The organism is Aeromonas sp. ZOR0002 (assembly GCF_963866995.1).
In the GTDB taxonomy this organism is placed as follows: domain Bacteria; phylum Pseudomonadota; class Gammaproteobacteria; order Enterobacterales; family Aeromonadaceae; genus Aeromonas; species Aeromonas caviae.
This window is the reverse complement of the sequence record NZ_CAWMFQ010000146.1, coordinates 1-14,794: the sequence shown is the minus strand read 5'-3', so window position 1 is coordinate 14,794 and position 14,794 is coordinate 1. Positions and strand designations below refer to the sequence as shown.

Genomic DNA, 14,794 nt, shown 5'->3' with positions numbered 1-14,794 from the left:
TAAAATAGGCAGCCCTGTGTCACACGGTTACGTATTCAAGAGGGTCCACATTGCCGATTTGACAGCACGGCGGGATCCATCGAGAGTGGGAAGCGACAAGCACGCAACGCAAGGATGGTGTCATGATCAGAATGATGACGGAAGCTGACGAGCCCATGCTGGCGCAGCTCTTCCTCAAGGGAAGGCGCCAGGCCTTCCATTGGGTTGATCCCGCCCTGTTCCGGCTCGAGGATTTTGCCGAGCAGACCCGGGGCGAGGAGATCTGGGTGGCGGAGAAAGGGGGCAGCCCGTGCGGATTCGTCTCCATCTGGGGGGCCGAGAGCTTCGTGCATCATCTCTACGTGGTGGCGGACTGGCACGGGCAGGGCATGGGGCGGGCCTTGCTTGCCGCCGGCTTGGCCGGATACCCCTCCCCGGCCTCCCTCAAGGTGGCCATGCGCAACACCACGGCGATGGCTTTCTATCATCGCCTGGGCTGGGAGAACACCGAAGAGACGGGTCATTGCGACATCACGGGGCCCTGGCGCAGGCTGGTGTTGACGCCCGATGCCGCAGGGGAATAAGCCGCTGGCAGACTGCGGCAACCGCACCGCACATTGATCTCCAGCCCTGGCAGGGCATAAAAAACCACTTCGCGGGAAGTGGCTCTTCAACACATCCGGGGGAGGGCAGACCTTCCCTCGCTCAACCGATGATCACAGGGCCGCCACGGCCTCTCTTACCAGGGCGGCCAGCTCTTCCCACCTGCCCTCGTCGATGAGCTTGGCCGGCACCATCCAGGTGCCGCCGCAGGCGATCACGGCATTCAGCCCCAGATACTCCTTCAGATTGGCCGGCGTCACGCCGCCGGTGGGCATGAAGCGCACCGGATAGACGGCGCCCAGGGCCTTGAGCATGGCGGTGCCGCCAGACTGCTCGGCCGGGAAGAACTTGAGGTGGCGCAGCCCCATCTCCATGGCTTGCTCCACCAGGCTGGGGTTGTTGACCCCGGGGATGATGGTGACGTCCTTGTCCAGGCAGTACTGCACCGTGGTCGGGTTGAAGCCGGGGCTGACGATGAAGTCGGCACCCGCCGCAACGGCCGCATCCACCTGCTCGCGGTTGAGCACGGTGCCGGCCCCGATCAGCAGATCCGGGTAGGCCGCGCGCATCTGGCGGATGGCCTCTGCGGCGGCGGGGGTGACGTCGGCCCCTTGCAGGCGTGCGGCGAGATAACCGGCGCTGAAGGAGTTGCCCGCCGCCGTGGTGTCGATCACCTGTTTGGCGGACAACCGCAGGGCGGCGATTTCGATCCGCTGCGTTGCCGTGACCACCAGGCAACCTCAGAGCCGCGCTTGACGACGATCTCGCCCACCCCGAAGCCCTGGCTCCCTGGCTGCATTGCGAGCGCAACCCCTACTGGCGCAAGCTCCACGAGCATATCGACGACAAGGCCATCTCCAGCTGGTGCGACGATCACGACCAGATCCTCAAGGCCCTGATGCGCAAGGATCCGCAGGCGGCCAAGCTGGCCATGTGGCAGCACCTGGAGAACACCAAGCAGATGCTCTTCCAGGCCACCATCTTCGATGACGAAATGGAGGATGACCGCTACCTCTTCTCCGAAAATCCCGTCGTTCATCTGACCCAGCCTTCCACTGCCAACGGCTAGTGGAAGATTCTCGGGGGCGAACCCTCGAGGTTGTTTCAACCCCATGGAGGCGCTGGGCTGATGGCGTGGCCCACAGCTCCCGGGCAAATTGCTGCTCCACTCGCCGGTTTTTGCTGGCGACGCCACCTGGAGCTGGCCCATGTCAAATGCAGCCACCCCCCGCAGAGCCTTTGGCCTCAGGTCTGGAGATGCACAGCACTCGCGGGGCGGATACAACCTCTGAAGGTGAGAAAAAGGATACAAAAAGGGCCACTTCTTGCGAAGTGGCCCTTTCCAAACGTTTGGTGGAGCTGGGGGGATTTGAACCCCCGGACTGTGCAGCTTTACCAATTGAACTATAAGGATTTTTTATTTTCTGGTTGGATTTTGGATCAGGATTGGCGCTTTTGCTGTCTGGCCGTCGTACTCGGCGAGGTAGGATCCGTAGTGCCGAAATAGCATCTCCGGCCCCTTGTGACCCATCTGTGTGGCGAGCCAAAACAGGTTGCAGCCGCGGCTGATGTTGGCCGTGGCGAAGGTGTGGCGGGTTTGGTAAAGGTGGCGATAGCGAACACCGGATCGCCGGAGGGTGTAGAGCCAGGCTTTCTTTCTGATGGACTCGGCCCCAGACCATGGCTCGTTGAGCTTCGGATCTTCAAACACGTACTCACCGCGCATAAAGGTAAAGCGCTTCTGGCTGGCCAGCGCCGCCAGCGCATCACTCGTCAGCTCGATAGTGCGAGTGCCTGCCCGGGTCTTGGTGGTCTTGATGACCCCGACCACTTTGGCAGCCGACACCTGGATGGTGTTACCAATCCAGTCGATTGACCCCCAGCGCAGGGCGCAGATCTCGGATGGGCGCATGCCGGTGGCGAACGCAAACGCGAACAGGTTTGCCCACTGCTCATTGATGCCGTGAGCAGTCGATATGATGGCGGCCACTTCATCAGGGTTGAACGGGTCCACCGACTTGGCTCCCTGTTCAGGAGCTGAATCCACGTCCAAATATCTGGACACGGTGACCAGCGACACCGGGTTTGATGGCAGCAGCCCATCTGTTACTGCCTCGTCAATGGCGCTGCGCAGGAACGACAGCCGGTTTCGGGCCGTCTTGGCGGTGGTGCTGCTTCTCACCAGCCAGTTCTTCACCTGTGCCGGGGTCAGCTCGGATACAGTGATCCCATGCAGATCGGCCAGCGCCTTGTGGCATTTGCGGTACCCGACCATGGTTGACGGGCTCAGCCCGCGGCTTTCGCAGCGGTGCAGGTACTCATCAAGATAGTCAGATACCTTGGCGGCGATCGACGCACCGCCGAACATGCGCAGCTTTTTGGATTTCGGGAAGTAGTCGGCGTAGGCGAACTGGCCGCGTTCTATCTTGCCCTGAATCTCGCCGAGAAGGCGACTGGCGTAGCGCACGTTTGCCGTGGTGTTTGGCAGGTTTGACAGGGGCTCACGGCAGCGAACCCCCTTGAAGGTAAAGGTGATATTGATGGTCTCACCGCGCAGGCTCACGCCGCGTGGGAGCTGTTTTTCATTGCCCACTTTGTCACCTCTGCGATGTTAACCCAGCGTTCTTTCACCCCATCCACGTTGACGATATGAACACCCAGTTGCCAGATGCCGCGCTGGATCCGCTTGTTGATGGTATCCCGGTCGGTGATCTCGATGGTGCTCAGGTAGGTGCTGAGTGGGATGGCGTCAGGCATTCTCATTATGATGAGCTGGCCCGGAATATGGCTTACGGCCGGATCTGCTGCTATTCCCATGGTGATTGGTCCTCGTTAGTCTGGTGATTTCATCACGCCCCGCTCGGTTGTAGAGAAAACACTCCACCTGTTTTCTGCTACTGCTCGCCTGGTCAAGACGATACTCCCCGAACGCGGGGCGCTTAAGGTTGTGCTGGTTGGCCAGCCTGCCGATGGCTTGGGCGCTCACCCCCAGCTCCTTTCCCAGGTCGGTTGCGCTCCAGAGCTGGCCGGTTACCCGCGGCGCTTCGATAGGCAGGTCGAAGTGCGCCAGGATGCGGCCGATCTCGGCGAGCTTGGCCGATTGGGAAAGGGTGGGGGAGAGTACGGTATTAACCAGATCGTCCAGCAGTTGGCTGCTCTGGTCGATGAGTTGTAGCTGTTGCATGGCGTGGCCCTCCTGTCCTTGAGGATGGGGCGCCAATTGGATTGAAGGAAGGGCCGTTATTTGGCTGGCGAGATCTGCTTGCGATAGCCTGCGTCGTAGAGTGCCTCTGCATAGATACGGCCAACCGCGTCCCAGCTGCCGTGATGCGGGCAGTGCTGCTTCATTTCATCGATCGCTTTGTCTCGCTCGGTGCGCGACGGTGAAAGGACGTGCTTTTGAAAACACCCGAGGCCGTAGCTCATTCTGATTACTGCGGTGTCCTCAACGTGAGCAATGACCTCGCAGCTCAGCTCCCCATTACCATAGACAAGATCTTCACCCTCCACATCGACAAACTCACCAATAGGCGGCAGCTCCCCGCGCTCGAACCAGTGGTTATTGAGATAACCCTCGCCACCGCACACCGCGGCGTCGCGCTTGACGATCTCGGCGTCGGCCAGCTCAACCATCTCGGCCAGGGCGCCGGTATCGAAACTGCGCGGATCACTCTTGAGTGCAACCAGCAGGCGCCGGGCCATTGCGTTGAGCTCTTCGGCGCCATCAGCACTGCGCTCTTTCACGCCGCCAGCTGGCTCGGAGAGGTCAACGGGTCGCCGTTCCAGCGTGTCGCGCCAGTCGCCGAGGACATACTCAGGAATTTGATCTCCTGATGGATATGCAGCCCTCGCTTCGTGCTTTGTTTCCCACCCATCCTCACTTGATCTTGGCTCCTCTACGCACCAGAACCACATACCGTCGTCACGCTGACACAACCAATTTGCCCACTCCGGCGCATCCTTCCAGCTTGGCTTATTCTGCATCTTGGATCGACGGTCGATCCATTGGTCGATAGTGAACCAGTTTACGAATGAAGTAGGTATTCCAGCGACAGATGCAACAGCGAACTCGCCATCTTTCAGTATTCTGCCGATGAATGTATCTCCGGCCGGCCACTCATGAACATTCAGCGCCAGCCACGTCAAATCGTCTTCCATACTCACCCCTTCACAAACAGGTCGGCCGCCACGATGACGGCCAGAATGTTAATGGCCAGGATTGCGATCCCGGCCGCCTTTTGTTTGGTCATTGCAGCTCCTATGGGCTGCAGCTCGGCTGGCCGCAGCAGTAGTGGCTATTCGGGTCGAACTCGGCAACGTTGCAGTAGATTGGGGTGAGTCGTTCGCAGCAGACGCACTGGCCAACCCAACCTTCGCCACGTTGAAACTGGATATACCCGCCATCCTTGAGCTGAGCTATCCGGGCTTTGTTGTGAGCCTCTTTAGCCGCCTTGGCCTGCTCCTGCATTGCGTAGATCTTGGCGCGCTTGATAACCCAGGGGCCGGTCATGTTGGCTTTAAGCTTGGGCCAGGGATTTATGGTGTCAGGATCCTGACCCGGTACCACCTCATCAGCCTCTCCGAAGTGCCACAAGAGCACATCCTTTGCCACATACAGGACTGAGTGCCAGTCCTCACCTTCACCCCAGTAGTCCAGCCCGCCGCCGATGCTGGGCATGTGGTTCACGCAAACCTGCATCTGCCGGTTCTGGCGTTTCTGCTTGCCGGTGAGCGGCGGGCGGTCATCACGACCATACCGACTGCGCCAGTGCGGCTGGTGCAGCTCCAGCTCCTTATCAATCCAGACTTCGCCGATCAGGTTTCCCAGGATGGCGTGGAGCTTCTTGCTCAGCTTTTTCTCGATGCGTGGTTTCATGCGATCACCCCATACTTTGCTGCCGGAACAGTCTCATCAACCGGCTCGCCGCACTTGCGGCAGCGGAACACGCTGGTGCCGTGCTCGCTGTAATTCTGCGGATCCAGCCCCTCCTGCAGCCCCTCATCTGGATAGAATGGGCGCTTCTTGTCGGTGCGGATGGTGCGGCGCGGGCAGTCCAGCTCTACGCTGATTGGCTCACCGCAGCTGCACTGGTCGCTCACCACCCGGCCAAAGATGCCTTCAATGGCGATCCCGGTGCGGGCGGCGATGCGCTCCTGAATGCCTTTCTTGGTGATGGCCACTGCCATGCGCATCATGTGGAGTAGGTGCTGCTCATCCTTCTCCTCAATGCACTGGCGGATGTACTTCATCAGCTCGGGCGGCGCGTCGCCTGGGAACTCAGGCTCGGCCTGAACGTCTGCGATGCAGGCCAGGGTGGAGCCTTTGACCATATTCACCAACTCGGTGACCGTGGCGGGGTTGGCGGCACAGATGAATGCCGCATCGTGCGCAAAACAGGTATCAGCCAGCAGACCATGATCACCGTTAACGCTGGTGTGCCCGTCCGTGCTCCATGTTGCAGGAGTGGCCTTGCCAGCCAGTTCCAGCAGCTTTTCCAAGTCAATGTTCATTTCACATCCTTCATGCTGATCGAGATCCCGACGTATGGGCACTGGGCGCGGTACACATCGCGGCCGTGCTCGCGCTCGATGCTCTTGCAGCGAAAGCGGGACTCGGTGGAAATAGAAAGGCCAGCTGGTTGGCTGGCCTGTAGTTGGGCTATCTGGTGCAGGGCGCGCTCGAGAGCAGCCTGCTTGTTGGGGTCAGTCAGCATCGCCACCCCCTATAAACCATAAAGCCGGGCTCGCAGACCTTGCCGAACGGCATGACGGGGAGGTGGGCTATCAGGGTCTTGAGCTGGGGGTTATCTGGCTGGCTGTCGATGGTGACTTTGGCGCCGGGGTTGATGCGGAGGTATCGCTCCCTGGCGTCGGCGGCTTCTTCCCGGGTCAGGCCGGGCTGGATGATCGGGGCTCTGAATCGCACGATTGCTCTCCTTCCACAAATTCGAGGGCGTCGGCCACTTCCGGCAGCAGCTCGTCCCAGCTGGCGATATCGCCATTCTTGTGCCAGCCTGCTACCCCTTGGCTGTTGTTCATCACGCCCTGTACGCCATTCAGCGCCTCAAGCAGCACATCCCGCTGCTTGGTCATGGCGGCAAGCTTCTGCGCCGGGGTGAGACCATGGGTACGCTGCATGGTGATGGTAAAGGGGCCGGTTTCAGGGTGGTTGCCGCTCAGCTCCAGGTAGTTGGTGGCGCCATTGGCCTTGAACTGACCGGCAAACGACGCCGCCACCATCTGCAGCGCCATGCCTGACATGGAGATGTTTAGCCCGTCATTGGTGGTCATCTCGTTGAGATAAGCCTGCTTGGCCACAAACTCGGCCAGGCTCACGCCCTCAAACTCCCTGGTGTCGTAGCCATCCAGCAGGTTCCAGCAGGCGGCCAGACGCTTGGCGTCAGCGGCGTGATAGAGAGCTGCGAAGTCGATGCCGTCCTCGTCCACGATGGTGAGAAGTGAGGTTTTATCCTCACCCCCTAGCGCCAGATTGCCGGTGTCGCCGACTTCGAAGGTGGCCAGAAGGCCCTTGGTGTGTTCGCTCATGCATCCCCCAGCATACTGATTTCGTCGTCCGTCAGGCCGGCAGCCCGGGCCTTATCCATCACTCGCAGGCGCTCGGCGTTGAGCGCGTCAGCGCGGCGATCTGCGTCGTTGGGCTCGATGATGCTCACCGGCGCCAGCCAACTGCCTCGCACCTTCACGGCGATCTCCTTGCTGACGTGAGCGTCACTCCCCTGGACGCCCTTGCGTATCGCCATGCGTGCGGCTGCTGCGGGTGATCCGCAGACGTGGATCGGGTACTGATGCCCACGCCCCTCGGTGAGGTCGGAGTTGGTGTAAACCACCCAGACCTCTTTGGTGTCGGTAATGGAGATGTCGGTCATGCCGCCTTCTCCTCTGCCGGGGCTTGGTAGTCCATCATGGTGCAGAGGTCGGTGATGGCCTTCGACAGCAGGATGAGGTTGGATGCGTTGCACTGGCGCCAGTGGTGGGCGTAGTCATCGGCGTCATCGTCCGAGTCGTAATCCGGCATGGCGATGGCGCGCAGGCTGAAATCGCTGTTCAGCTTGAAGCTGATGGGTTCGTGCCACAGCTCGAGCTCCTCAACCTGATAGCCAGCTTCCAGCAGGGAAACCACATCGGATGCGCGTTCCCCGTTGAGATCCATGCCCTTGAAAGTCACCATCTCTTGCTCGGTGTCGGCAGACTTGAGCTTGACGAACTGGAGCGGGGAGAAGGGGCCGAGCGCTTCCGGACGCTCTGCGCTATCGGTCAGGTAGTCTTTCAGGCGGTTGCTTATCCCCATCTTGATGTCGTCGATGTGGATGGTCTGGGTCTTGAGGGAGCCCATGCACTTCACCAGCAGGTGCATGACCACCTTGAGCGGGCGCTTGGTGGTGGTGTTGAGGTACAGCAGCTCGTTGATCTGGTCATACAGGGCATGGGTGAGCGTGGTTTCATATTCGGCTGTGGCTGCCATCTCAACAATCAGCTGCTCCTTCATGGCCAGCTTTTCTTTGCGGGTAACCTTCTCACGCAGACCGGAGGTGACCAGCGCATCAACACGCTCTTTGAGCTTGCGGTTGACGATCTTGGTCGGGATGAGCTTGTTGTCTTGGCGCACGACGAATGAGAAGCCAACGCCAGGCAGGTCGGTGACAAGCTCACCGGTTACCTGATTGCGCTCGAACCCGGCGCAGCTGAGCTGATTTTCAGTGAGCAGGGTGAAGGAGAGCTCGGCCAGGTGCTCGCGCATGGCTGCGATGGCTGGGAGTTTGGCGCTGTAGACGCTGGCAGATTTGATAACGGAATGGTTCATGGTCTGGGTCCTGTTGTTGGTCGGTTATTTGCGGGCTTTCTTGGCCTGCAGGTCGTGGAGTTTCTTGGCGGCTGCTTCGGCTTGTGACCGGTTGCAGATGGTTCCGCCAGGCAGTACAAACTTGCCGCGCAGCTTGGGGTGGGGCATGACGACGCCCAACCCGATGACTACCGCGCCGCAGTAGGGGTTATCTGTGTCTTTCATGGGGTTCCTCGACTTATCAACAGAATCTGTGATGGAGGCAGTTAGTAACTGGTGGGTATCAGGCTGCCTTTCTGGCGCCGATGCCGCGTACAAAGGGGATGCGTGGTGATGCGCCAACCTTCATGGTGGGGAAGGCAATCAGGGCACAACCGAAGTTGGCCCCGTTCTTTTTGGTCACGCCGTCGCGCTCGTAGAACTGGTAGCGGCCATCCGGCTCGTAGATGATCACATCCTCTGCCAGCAAGCTGCGCCACCAGATGGTTAGCGGCTCGTATGGGAGCAGCATCATCCCTGGCCTGCCATTGACTTGCTGCTGGCGGGCCTGCGTGATGAACTCGGGTTTTAGGTCGAACGGCGGGTTGCACCACCAGTGCTCCGGCCAGTCAAGGTTGAGACTGTCAATACCCACGCAGACAGTGCCAGCCAGCTCAGCCTCGCGCATCTGGGCGCGAACATCGTCACTGGTGCGGTAGTCCAGCAGCTTATCCAGCAGCAGATGACTGGTGAAGTAGCGGCCGCACTTGGCGGTAAGCGGCTCGGCGGCAACATCGCACTCGAAGTTGCGACCATAGAGCGCCTGCGCATCGGCGAAACACTCCCAGGTGGTGGCCCAGAAGTTCTTATCGCTGGCCGGTGTGCCGCTATCAATCAGTATTGCCATCGGCGACCTCCTCCTCGTCAACTGCAGGGCGCTGGTTTAGCCAACTCATGGCATCTTGCTTGGCTGCCTCGGCGCTTTCACTGAATCCGGCCTGATACATCACCTTGCCGAACTCTGTTGCAAGGAACTCGTAGGCGCTGGAAAGGTTCTTGATGGCAACCGCAGCGCGCTCAGCTGTTTCGGTGATGGATTCGGTGCTCCACCCCTCGCGGCCAAGGTCGTCTTCCCACACCATATCGAAGCCGTCGCCATCAATGTCATCAGCCTCAGTGCTGGCGATAGTCTCCAGCAGGTAAAGCAGGATCTCCTGTTTCATGCCGCCTCCTTGTGCTGTTCCTGTTGCTGGCTGGCCTCGGCCTGCTCTTTCTCCCACTGGCGAACCGCGGCTTGACCGGCGCTGATGATCTGATCGGCCAGCTTGGCGCCAATGCCCTTGATTGCCAGCAGCTTGTCGCTCTGGTTAACCATCAGCTTCCACAGGTCGGTGATGCCAGCGCCCTCCAGCAGCCCCTGCACCTTGGCGTTGAGGCCAATTTCACTGATGTGGACTGTCTGCGCCCACTCGGCGCGGGGTTGCAGGTGAGGGTGGGTGATGGCCAGTGCATCGAGCATGAAGGCGTGGATGTCGCGGATCGCCTCCATCGGGATGTCTCTGGCGATGGCGCTCGGAAATATCGGACTCATCCACTCGCTCAGCATCACGGTGCAACCGGTGGCGTCTGAGCGCATGGCGTGGAGCTTCCAATCCAGATCGTTCAGCAGGTAGCTCTTGTCAGACTGGATGCCGCCCTCTACCAGGTAGACATTCCAGCGGATGCCATTGCCGTCAGGGTAGTGATTGCGCAGGTGCTTGCCCCACAACAGGCTGATCTCCTTGAATTGGGCCATGTCGTTGATGACCTGCTGTCGCTCGTCCAGATCGGCCTGCTGCTGGTTGATGATGGCGGTCAGCTCGGTCACGCTGCGGGAAAGTCGGGTGTTGTCGCGGCGGTACCCGCTGATTTCGTTCTTGCTGGCGTTGATGGCGTTCAGGCGCTCTTCCAGCTTCTTGCGCTGCTCCGCCACCTTGCGCTTCAAGCCTTCCGGATCCATCGCCTTATAGGCTTTGATGGTGCGTTCCAGCTCGCGGATCTGGACGTTGGCAGCGTTGAGGTCTGCCTGAGCTCCGTCAGCCTTGCGGTTTGCTGCGTAGACGGCATTTTCAGCCTGTTCAGCTTTGGCGCTGGCCTCTTCTTGAGCGTCTGCAGTGCGCTGCTCGGCTTCGGCTACCTGCTGGCGCAGCTGGCTGACCAGTGCGATCTGGTCATTGAGCTCGCCATCCCGGGCTTCCAGCTGGTCGATGAGCCCGTTGAACTCGTCGATATGGGCGTTGGCAGCCTCGCTGATCATGGTCAGGTTGGCGGTGAGCAGGGTTTCAAAGCTGCCGATGGCTGCCTTGGCCGGGCCGTCAGGCATCAGCAGGATGTTGCGGATCTGGGTAGTGAGGGTGGTTAGCGCAAGGCTGGTCGCCTCGCTGGGGTTCAGTTCGGTGGTCATGGTTCGGGGTCCTGTTAATGATGGCGCGGTTTCTGGTAGCGGGCATGCAGGTTTTCGCTGTCAACCCAGCGAGTGGCTAGCACGATCAGTGCGCGCTGGCCGTCCGGTTTTACGGTGGCGCCGCGCTTGCGGTACGCATCGATCGCCTTATCGCGCTCCACGGTGGTGAGGTAGGCTTGGGCAAATTTCATGTAAACCTCAGTAGTTGATGGATAGGTGCTCGATCTTGTTGCCGGCGATCTGCTTGATGAGGTGGATGGCCTTATCCTCCTCGATGCCAAGCCCCATCAGATCCATCAGGATGGCGTTGTTGATGGTGCGGCGGTGCTCCACATCAGCAGCGCGGCGCCGTTCTTCCTCCTGCTGGCGAGCCTGCTCCTGTGCGATGCGCTGACGCTCTTGCTCTGCGGCGCGGGCTGCGGCCTCTTCGGCTTGGCGGCGGGCATCTTCTTCGGCCTGCAAACGGCGCTGCTCTGCCTGCTCTGCTTCGGCAATGCGGCGGGCTTCTGCCTCCTGGAGGGCCTTCTCTGCTGCTTCGGCGTCGCGGATGGCTTGCTGCTCGCGCTCTTTTGCTTCGCGCTCGCGGCGCTCGGCATCGAGGCGGGCCTGCTCTTGGCGCTGGGCCTCGGCGGCGGCAGCCTGCTCTGCGATGCGGCGTTCACGATCTTCCTGCTCGCGGGCGGCAGCCTCTTGGCGCAGGCGCTCCAGCTCGGCGGCTTGTGCTTCACGCTCTTTTGCCTTCTCGATGACGGTGCGCAGGTGCAGCACAGCGGCATCCTTGGCCACACCAGCTTGGGCGGTCATCTCTTCCCAGCTGTCGTCGATGGCGATCGCATCAATCTGCTGCAGGTAGTGCTCCAGCTCGGTACTAGGCAGCTCTGCGGTGGCCTGCTTGGCATCGGAGAAGGCGGTCATGCGCTCCTTGAGGGCGGCAACCCGGGCTTCTTCTGCCGCTTCGTACTGGGTGAGCGGGGCGCGCACCTCGTCTTTCAGGGCGTCCAGCGTGTCGCGCAGCACTTTGCGGTTGGCGTCGATGCGTTTGGGGATCTCTTTGTACTGGTCGGTCAGCTCTTTGCCGATCCCGTCCAGATAGGTTTTGGTCTTGGCGACGGCATAGGCGATGCTGGCGATCTCTTTACGCCCTTTTACGGTGGTCACATCAGGTACCAGGCTGGATGCTTTCTGGCGGATATCTGCCAGCAGCTCAGTCACACCTTGCCCCTCGGTAAACAGGGCAACGGCGGTGGTCGGTTCGATTACAACCAGCTGGGTCTGGGCGGTGTCGGTCTTGGCTTGTTCGGTCATGTCGGGGTCCTTGTGGCGCTCGGCCATAAAAAAGCCCGCTGGCTGGCGGGCTGGATGGGTTGAAGTTGTTTACGCTTGCGCCTGGTCAAGTTGGCGCTTGCGTTCTCCAGCGATCTGCTTGATGCCTTTGACTATCTGCGGGTCGCCGGTGCCGTTGGCCCACTCCCACGCGGCAGTGTAGGCTCTTTGCCACTCCTCGCCGGAGGATGCGCCCTCGATGGCGGCGCAGTGGTCGGCGTATGCGCTGGCGTGGTCAACTGGCTCAGCGGTATCAACAACCTGCTGGGGCTCTGGCTGATGCGGTTCTGCCTCAATAACCGTCCGCTGTGAGCGCATGGCGTCGAGCGCACGGCTGCCAGACGACGGCGGAGTCACATCACGCTCGACCCGCTCACCTTCGAACTCGTCCGGCGTGTAGACGCCCATGATGACATCCGGGCAGTAGAGGCGCGCCCAGCGCTTGGTGGCCAGATACGCCAACTGCTGGCGCGGGTCATCAGCCCAGAGCGTGGAGTTGCGGGTGCGCGCTTGAGCCAAGAACAGCTCCAGCATCCGCGGCTCATCCTCACCCTTGATGGTGGCCCAGACCTTGATGCCAAGGCCCTCTTCATCTTTCAGTGTCCAGCTGGGGACGCGATATTCACCTTTATCCCCCTTTCTGATATCGAACTTGCCGATCACCTTGCTCCAATCCCCGAACCACTCGAAGTGGAGGCGGTCTTTGGTGGGGGCGAGGGCGGTAATCACGGCGTTGACCAGTTGCGCCTCGTAGCCAATTTTTCCAGATACGAAGTGGGTCTTTTGGGCTACTGCAAACGGGTTCATCCCCCACTGTACCGCCTGCATCACTACTGCCAAGCAGTCGCCAGGGCTGTTGCGGTATTCCTGCGGGATGGTTGCCTTGCCGGTGGCCATGATGTTGGCGAGGCTCACCATGGAGTTCATGCTGGCCACGTCGAGGGTGAGGTTTTGCCCCATGCCCTGCGGGGCCACTGCGGTTTGCTGGTTACCGTATTCGGCAATCTGGGTGTTGTTCACGCTGCTCTCCTTGCCCATGCCGGGCGGGTAAGTGGTATCAGGTCGTGCCAGTCGTTATTGACGCGGCACTCGTGGAATTTGCTCAGGTCGCGGCGGTAGAGGTCTTTACCAGCCTCTTTCCACTCCTGCTCCAGCGGGCGAACCCGCACTGGGTAGCGGCCGCACTCAATGGATGAGCTGACCGCGATAAAGATGAATTCCGGGATCTCGTCGTAAATCTCGCGAAATCCGTCAGAGTACATTGCGTCCTGAACGTGGTAGCGGAACTCCTCGACGTGGCGCTCGAAGCGGGACATGTCGTCTACCTTCTTCACGTCCGCCATAATTGGGTAGTTGTTGAGCTTCTTGTCTGGCCGGCAACGGCAGAGCTCCCCTGTCTCGCGGTCAGTCCAGTAGAGCGAACCCTCGCAGATCCCGTCTTGCTCCAGAAACCATCTGGCGTCAGGGTGAGCGAACACGCTTTCGCGCATCAGCTGCAGCTTTCTCCCATCCTCTGCAGTCATGATGGTCTTGCCCAGCTCGGCGCAGTTGGCCAAAAACTCCTTTTCTTCATCCTTGCCAGCGTTGGTGCGGCGGTTGAACTCAGGCGCGATGATGAAGCGATCCCTGAACTCTTCCGGCTCCAGCAGCAGGCAGTGCAGGGCGGTCCCCATATCCAGCGCCTTGAGCTTTTCCTCATCGACCGGCGCGCTTTTGCGCCAGATGTAGGTGGCTGGGCTCTCGGCGATGTCGTCGAGCTGGGATTTGCTGATGCCTGGGCCGGAGTGGTACTCCTCATTAGAGAGGCCCAGCACCAGCCCTTGCGGCAGGGACAGGCTGGTATCGACGGCGGCGTTCATGCTGCGCTCCTGTGCTGATACTGCTCAAACTGCTCGTCGCTCATGGCGTCGTGCAGATCGGCTAGGTGATACCCCCATGCCTCATTGGCAAGGTCGGAAAGGCCGGCATCTACCACCTGCTGGACGAACTGCACCAGATGGGAGTGGTCGCCATCGTTCATCAGCAGCCAGATGGCTTGGTTGTACTGGCGATGCTGGTCGGGGTTGAGCTCACAAAGCAGGGTTGCTGGGTCGGTGCTCAGCATGCCTGCCATCAGTAGTGGTCGGTTGGTGGCTACCCACTCGGCGATCCACTCGGCTTTGGCGTTTGCCTCGGCTTCGCGGCTCTCCAGCAGGGCGAGCAGGGTGGTTTCATTGGTCATGGCTAGAGCTCCATTTCACGCCGAAGGGCTCGCGCTTCGTGATATTCCTCGATGGCGCGGCGGGCAGAGGCTTTGTTGCGGGCCATACGCGCCTGTTCGGCGGATGGGGCTGCGTCTACGTGGTACTTGCGGCGGGTGGGTGGCACCATCGCGCCGCGAAAGCCCATCAGCTGGGCTTCGGTCAGATTTTTCATGGTCTGGGTCCTGTGGTGGTTAAAAACAAAAACCCCAGCACGAGGGCTGGGGTTGTTGGTTGAAACTGGCGCTGGTTAGCGTGGCTGCATCAGCGATTTGGTGCGCCGGGTGACGGAAGCCAGGGTCAGCTTCATCAGGTCGGCCAGGTCGTCATTGCTCATCAGGTCGAGCATGCGCTGCATGTCGCGCGGGTCGGTGGGGTCGATGACGCAGGCGCGTTCGGCCACCGGCCAGAGGGTGAGGCTATCCC

24 protein-coding genes and 1 pseudogene are annotated in these 14,794 nt (G+C 60.5%); 3 read left to right on the top strand and 22 right to left on the bottom strand.

Going from position 1 to position 14,794, the window contains the following annotated elements; all coding sequences use genetic code 11:
- The first annotated feature begins 122 nt into the window (after positions 1-122).
- A complete protein-coding gene (locus AACR77_RS08800) occupies positions 123-563 on the top strand; it encodes a GNAT family N-acetyltransferase (protein WP_042880882.1) in 441 nt (146 codons plus the stop codon).
- A 132-nt stretch (positions 564-695) separates the two neighbouring features.
- On the opposite strand, the gene eda is transcribed toward AACR77_RS08800, so the two are convergent.
- Positions 696-1,313, bottom strand: a complete 618-nt coding sequence (eda, locus tag AACR77_RS08795; protein ID WP_042880880.1) for a bifunctional 4-hydroxy-2-oxoglutarate aldolase/2-dehydro-3-deoxy-phosphogluconate aldolase — start codon at positions 1,311-1,313, stop codon at positions 696-698.
- 50 nt (positions 1,314-1,363) lie between these two features.
- On the opposite strand from eda, the pseudogene AACR77_RS23130 reads away from it, so the two are divergent.
- Both AACR77_RS23130 and AACR77_RS23125 read left to right on the top strand, forming a co-directional pair.
- Positions 1,364-1,474: pseudogene (locus AACR77_RS23130) on the top strand (GntR family transcriptional regulator); the annotation flags it as partial.
- Positions 1,475-1,480: 6 nt separating this feature from the next.
- Positions 1,481-1,651 (top strand): hypothetical protein, encoded by a 171-nt coding sequence (locus AACR77_RS23125; protein ID WP_010673970.1) that lies wholly within the window; start codon positions 1,481-1,483, stop codon positions 1,649-1,651.
- A gap of 348 nt (positions 1,652-1,999) precedes the next feature.
- Here AACR77_RS23125 and AACR77_RS08785 read toward each other — a convergent pair whose 3' ends face one another.
- The 21 genes from AACR77_RS08785 to AACR77_RS08685 form a co-directional block, all read right to left on the bottom strand.
- Positions 2,000-3,175 carry a site-specific integrase gene (locus AACR77_RS08785; RefSeq protein WP_042880878.1) on the bottom strand — a complete coding sequence of 392 codons (1,176 nt, stop codon included), beginning with the start codon at positions 3,173-3,175 and terminating at the stop codon, positions 2,000-2,002.
- On the bottom strand, positions 3,142-3,339 hold the full coding sequence (locus tag AACR77_RS08780; protein ID WP_017411491.1) for a hypothetical protein: 198 nt from the start codon (positions 3,337-3,339) through the stop codon (positions 3,142-3,144). The genes AACR77_RS08785 and AACR77_RS08780 overlap by 34 nt, the downstream gene beginning before the upstream one ends.
- Positions 3,332-3,766 carry a hypothetical protein gene (locus AACR77_RS08775; protein ID WP_042880876.1) on the bottom strand — a complete coding sequence of 145 codons (435 nt, stop codon included), beginning with the start codon at positions 3,764-3,766 and terminating at the stop codon, positions 3,332-3,334. The genes AACR77_RS08780 and AACR77_RS08775 overlap by 8 nt, the downstream gene beginning before the upstream one ends.
- A gap of 56 nt (positions 3,767-3,822) precedes the next feature.
- On the bottom strand, positions 3,823-4,740 hold the full coding sequence (locus tag AACR77_RS08770; RefSeq protein ID WP_042880874.1) for a hypothetical protein: 918 nt from the start codon (positions 4,738-4,740) through the stop codon (positions 3,823-3,825).
- A 100-nt stretch (positions 4,741-4,840) separates the two neighbouring features.
- The gene (locus AACR77_RS08765; protein ID WP_042880872.1) at positions 4,841-5,458 is read right to left on the bottom strand and encodes a hypothetical protein; all 618 of its coding nucleotides are present in this window, start codon (positions 5,456-5,458) and stop codon (positions 4,841-4,843) included.
- Positions 5,455-6,093 carry a hypothetical protein gene (locus AACR77_RS08760; RefSeq protein ID WP_042880870.1) on the bottom strand — a complete coding sequence of 213 codons (639 nt, stop codon included), beginning with the start codon at positions 6,091-6,093 and terminating at the stop codon, positions 5,455-5,457. The genes AACR77_RS08765 and AACR77_RS08760 overlap by 4 nt, the downstream gene beginning before the upstream one ends.
- Complete coding sequence (locus AACR77_RS08755) at positions 6,090-6,296, bottom strand: hypothetical protein (protein ID WP_042880869.1); 207 nt, start codon at positions 6,294-6,296, stop codon at positions 6,090-6,092. Before AACR77_RS08755 ends, AACR77_RS08760 begins: the two co-directional genes overlap by 4 nt.
- Positions 6,290-6,508: a hypothetical protein gene (locus tag AACR77_RS08750; RefSeq protein ID WP_081999420.1), complete on the bottom strand. Its 219-nt coding sequence runs from the start codon at positions 6,506-6,508 to the stop codon at positions 6,290-6,292. Before AACR77_RS08750 ends, AACR77_RS08755 begins: the two co-directional genes overlap by 7 nt.
- Positions 6,472-7,128: a hypothetical protein gene (locus AACR77_RS08745; protein ID WP_052224794.1), complete on the bottom strand. Its 657-nt coding sequence runs from the start codon at positions 7,126-7,128 to the stop codon at positions 6,472-6,474. Before AACR77_RS08745 ends, AACR77_RS08750 begins: the two co-directional genes overlap by 37 nt.
- Positions 7,125-7,469: a hypothetical protein gene (locus AACR77_RS08740; RefSeq protein ID WP_042880865.1), complete on the bottom strand. Its 345-nt coding sequence runs from the start codon at positions 7,467-7,469 to the stop codon at positions 7,125-7,127. The genes AACR77_RS08745 and AACR77_RS08740 overlap by 4 nt, the downstream gene beginning before the upstream one ends.
- Positions 7,466-8,404 (bottom strand): recombination-associated protein RdgC, encoded by a 939-nt coding sequence (gene rdgC / locus AACR77_RS08735; RefSeq protein ID WP_042880863.1) that lies wholly within the window; start codon positions 8,402-8,404, stop codon positions 7,466-7,468. Before rdgC ends, AACR77_RS08740 begins: the two co-directional genes overlap by 4 nt.
- A 24-nt stretch (positions 8,405-8,428) precedes the next feature.
- Positions 8,429-8,608, bottom strand: coding sequence for a hypothetical protein (locus AACR77_RS08730; protein WP_042880862.1), 180 nt, complete (start codon positions 8,606-8,608; stop codon positions 8,429-8,431).
- A 58-nt stretch (positions 8,609-8,666) separates the two neighbouring features.
- Positions 8,667-9,269 (bottom strand): DNA N-6-adenine-methyltransferase, encoded by a 603-nt coding sequence (locus AACR77_RS08725; RefSeq protein ID WP_042880860.1) that lies wholly within the window; start codon positions 9,267-9,269, stop codon positions 8,667-8,669.
- Positions 9,253-9,585, bottom strand: coding sequence for a hypothetical protein (locus AACR77_RS08720; RefSeq protein ID WP_042880859.1), 333 nt, complete (start codon positions 9,583-9,585; stop codon positions 9,253-9,255). Before AACR77_RS08720 ends, AACR77_RS08725 begins: the two co-directional genes overlap by 17 nt.
- Positions 9,582-10,805, bottom strand: a complete 1,224-nt coding sequence (locus AACR77_RS08715; protein WP_042880857.1) for a hypothetical protein — start codon at positions 10,803-10,805, stop codon at positions 9,582-9,584. Before AACR77_RS08715 ends, AACR77_RS08720 begins: the two co-directional genes overlap by 4 nt.
- Positions 10,806-10,819: 14 nt before the next feature.
- Entirely contained in the window at positions 10,820-10,996 is a 177-nt protein-coding gene (locus AACR77_RS08710; protein ID WP_154109894.1) for a hypothetical protein, read from the bottom strand.
- Positions 10,997-11,003: 7 nt separating this feature from the next.
- A complete protein-coding gene (locus tag AACR77_RS08705) occupies positions 11,004-12,110 on the bottom strand; it encodes a hypothetical protein (RefSeq protein WP_042880856.1) in 1,107 nt (368 codons plus the stop codon).
- A gap of 69 nt (positions 12,111-12,179) precedes the next feature.
- A complete protein-coding gene (locus tag AACR77_RS08700; RefSeq protein ID WP_423231407.1) occupies positions 12,180-13,148 on the bottom strand; it encodes a RecT family recombinase in 969 nt (322 codons plus the stop codon).
- Complete coding sequence (locus tag AACR77_RS08695) at positions 13,145-13,987, bottom strand: PD-(D/E)XK nuclease-like domain-containing protein (protein ID WP_052224793.1); 843 nt, start codon at positions 13,985-13,987, stop codon at positions 13,145-13,147. The genes AACR77_RS08700 and AACR77_RS08695 overlap by 4 nt, the downstream gene beginning before the upstream one ends.
- Complete coding sequence (locus AACR77_RS08690; RefSeq protein ID WP_042880854.1) at positions 13,984-14,349, bottom strand: hypothetical protein; 366 nt, start codon at positions 14,347-14,349, stop codon at positions 13,984-13,986. The genes AACR77_RS08695 and AACR77_RS08690 overlap by 4 nt, the downstream gene beginning before the upstream one ends.
- A 2-nt stretch (positions 14,350-14,351) precedes the next feature.
- Positions 14,352-14,543 carry a PA3496 family putative envelope integrity protein gene (locus tag AACR77_RS08685; RefSeq protein ID WP_042880852.1) on the bottom strand — a complete coding sequence of 64 codons (192 nt, stop codon included), beginning with the start codon at positions 14,541-14,543 and terminating at the stop codon, positions 14,352-14,354.
- Positions 14,544-14,794: the final 251 nt, after the last annotated feature.

Excerpts from the sequence above, each read along its gene's own strand:
- AACR77_RS08725 (WP_042880860.1), bottom strand. The coding sequence starts at position 9,269 with ATGGCAATACTGATTGATAGCGGCACACCGGCCAGCGATAAGAACTTC.
- AACR77_RS08760 (WP_042880870.1), bottom strand. The coding sequence starts at position 6,093 with ATGAACATTGACTTGGAAAAGCTGCTGGAACTGGCTGGCAAGGCCACT.
- AACR77_RS08770 (WP_042880874.1), bottom strand. The coding sequence starts at position 4,740 with ATGGAAGACGATTTGACGTGGCTGGCGCTGAATGTTCATGAGTGGCCG.
- AACR77_RS08755 (WP_042880869.1), bottom strand. The coding sequence starts at position 6,296 with ATGCTGACTGACCCCAACAAGCAGGCTGCTCTCGAGCGCGCCCTGCAC.
- AACR77_RS08705 (WP_042880856.1), bottom strand. The coding sequence starts at position 12,110 with ATGACCGAACAAGCCAAGACCGACACCGCCCAGACCCAGCTGGTTGTA.
- AACR77_RS08780 (WP_017411491.1), bottom strand. The coding sequence starts at position 3,339 with ATGCCTGACGCCATCCCACTCAGCACCTACCTGAGCACCATCGAGATC.
- AACR77_RS08745 (WP_052224794.1), bottom strand. The coding sequence starts at position 7,128 with ATGAGCGAACACACCAAGGGCCTTCTGGCCACCTTCGAAGTCGGCGAC.
- AACR77_RS08720 (WP_042880859.1), bottom strand. The coding sequence starts at position 9,585 with ATGAAACAGGAGATCCTGCTTTACCTGCTGGAGACTATCGCCAGCACT.
- AACR77_RS08775 (WP_042880876.1), bottom strand. The coding sequence starts at position 3,766 with ATGCAACAGCTACAACTCATCGACCAGAGCAGCCAACTGCTGGACGAT.
- AACR77_RS08730 (WP_042880862.1), bottom strand. The coding sequence starts at position 8,608 with ATGAAAGACACAGATAACCCCTACTGCGGCGCGGTAGTCATCGGGTTG.
- AACR77_RS08695 (WP_052224793.1), bottom strand. The coding sequence starts at position 13,987 with ATGAACGCCGCCGTCGATACCAGCCTGTCCCTGCCGCAAGGGCTGGTG.
- AACR77_RS23125 (WP_010673970.1), top strand. The coding sequence starts at position 1,481 with ATGCGCAAGGATCCGCAGGCGGCCAAGCTGGCCATGTGGCAGCACCTG.
- AACR77_RS08800 (WP_042880882.1), top strand. The coding sequence starts at position 123 with ATGATCAGAATGATGACGGAAGCTGACGAGCCCATGCTGGCGCAGCTC.
- AACR77_RS08715 (WP_042880857.1), bottom strand. The coding sequence starts at position 10,805 with ATGACCACCGAACTGAACCCCAGCGAGGCGACCAGCCTTGCGCTAACC.
- AACR77_RS08710 (WP_154109894.1), bottom strand. The coding sequence starts at position 10,996 with ATGAAATTTGCCCAAGCCTACCTCACCACCGTGGAGCGCGATAAGGCG.
- AACR77_RS08740 (WP_042880865.1), bottom strand. The coding sequence starts at position 7,469 with ATGACCGACATCTCCATTACCGACACCAAAGAGGTCTGGGTGGTTTAC.
- rdgC (WP_042880863.1), bottom strand. The coding sequence starts at position 8,404 with ATGAACCATTCCGTTATCAAATCTGCCAGCGTCTACAGCGCCAAACTC.
- AACR77_RS08690 (WP_042880854.1), bottom strand. The coding sequence starts at position 14,349 with ATGACCAATGAAACCACCCTGCTCGCCCTGCTGGAGAGCCGCGAAGCC.
- AACR77_RS08765 (WP_042880872.1), bottom strand. The coding sequence starts at position 5,458 with ATGAAACCACGCATCGAGAAAAAGCTGAGCAAGAAGCTCCACGCCATC.
- AACR77_RS08685 (WP_042880852.1), bottom strand. The coding sequence starts at position 14,543 with ATGAAAAATCTGACCGAAGCCCAGCTGATGGGCTTTCGCGGCGCGATG.